This is a genomic window from Alkalibacterium kapii (assembly GCF_007988865.1).
Lineage (GTDB): Bacteria > Bacillota > Bacilli > Lactobacillales > Carnobacteriaceae_A > Alkalibacterium > Alkalibacterium kapii.
Map to the genome: position 1 here is coordinate 1 of NZ_BJUY01000055.1, position 1,420 is coordinate 1,420.

1 protein-coding gene is annotated in these 1,420 nt (G+C 40.9%); it reads right to left on the bottom strand.

Annotation, left to right across the window (positions count from 1 at the left end; translation table 11 throughout):
- Positions 1–1,420: bifunctional metallophosphatase/5'-nucleotidase (locus AKA01nite_RS09215; RefSeq protein WP_222592508.1), on the bottom strand; the 1,420-nt coding region annotated here is incomplete at both ends.

Genomic DNA, 1,420 nt, shown 5'->3' on the forward strand with positions numbered 1-1,420 from the left:
GCCGTTTTCTTCTGGTGCTTTTCTCACAGCGTGCTCAAGTATATCTTTGATTTCCTGACCAGAAAGTTCTGCAATCACTGGGTTATTACCGAATGGCAATACTGAGATCACTTCACCTGTTGTGATTGGTCCCTGGTCGATCGAGGTACGGATACCGCCACCGTTTTGGAACGCAATAACAGCTTCTGGGAATTTCTCTTGAGCTTTTGCAAGCATTGCGTCAGTAACTAGGTTTCCTAAGCGTGTTTCGTCTGCACGAACACTCATTTCATCGCCGTCACCATGTCTTGGGTTTTCAAGTTCTGTAACAGCTGTTGCGCCAATTTCTTCGTTAGCAATTTCGTCAACGCGGTCTTTATATTCTTTCATGACTTCAACGGCTTTTTCATCTGCATCGTAATTTTCCATTGCCAGTAATTCACCGTTATAGTCAACGATTTCACCTTCATCATTGAATTCAACGTTCAAAGTACCCAAGTTTTCAGCATACTGACCAGCTTGCACGATAACTGTTGGTGCTTTTTCATTACCGTCTTTGTCTTTCTCAACAAATTGTGGTTCAGGTATTTCAGTGTGAGAATGTCCGCCCACAATGATATCGATTCCTGGAACTTCTGCTGCTAGTCTAACGTCATTACCAACTTCAGGTGCTGATTCAAATCCTAAGTGATTGACTGCCATAATTTTATTGATTCCAGCTTCTTCAAATGCTTGTACTGCTTCTTCTGCAGCAGCGATGAAGTCTGAGAAATCAACAGCTCCTGGGCTAGAAATATTCTTAGTATCTTCTGTAGTCAATCCAAAGATACCTACTTTTTCTCCATTAACTTCTTTAATAATTGATTCATAGATCTTACCATCTTCAGGATTTTCTACTAATGCTTCATTCGTTTCAAAAGGCTTAAGTTTCTCATCTTTAGAGAAATCAGTATTTGTTCCTAAGAATGGGAATTTCGCACCATCAATAAAGTCTGCTAGTGCTTGATGTCCTTCTTCAGAGTCACCCAAGTCAAACTCGTGGTTACCAAAGACCATTGCATCGATGCCCATTAAGTTCAACAAGGCTAAGTCAGCTTGTCCTTTGTACTCATTGAAGTAAAGAGTACCTGAGAAAACATCTCCAGCGTTTACAAGTAAAGCATCTGGATTTATTCCACGGAACTGATCGATTGCCGAAATCATTTGAGGATAATTTTCAACACGTGCATGCGTATCATTCATGTGCATGACTGAAAGTGAGTAATTTCCATCAGAATCACCAGCATCCGGTAAATCTTCACCCTCTAAGTCTGTGATTCTTCCTTCGATTTCAGGATCAACAGTACCATTTAGATATTCTTCTTCGACCATATAGTCGATTAGCTGTTGCCAGTCTTCTTCACCAATATCTCTGACACGGCCTTCTTCAAATGCTTGGGCG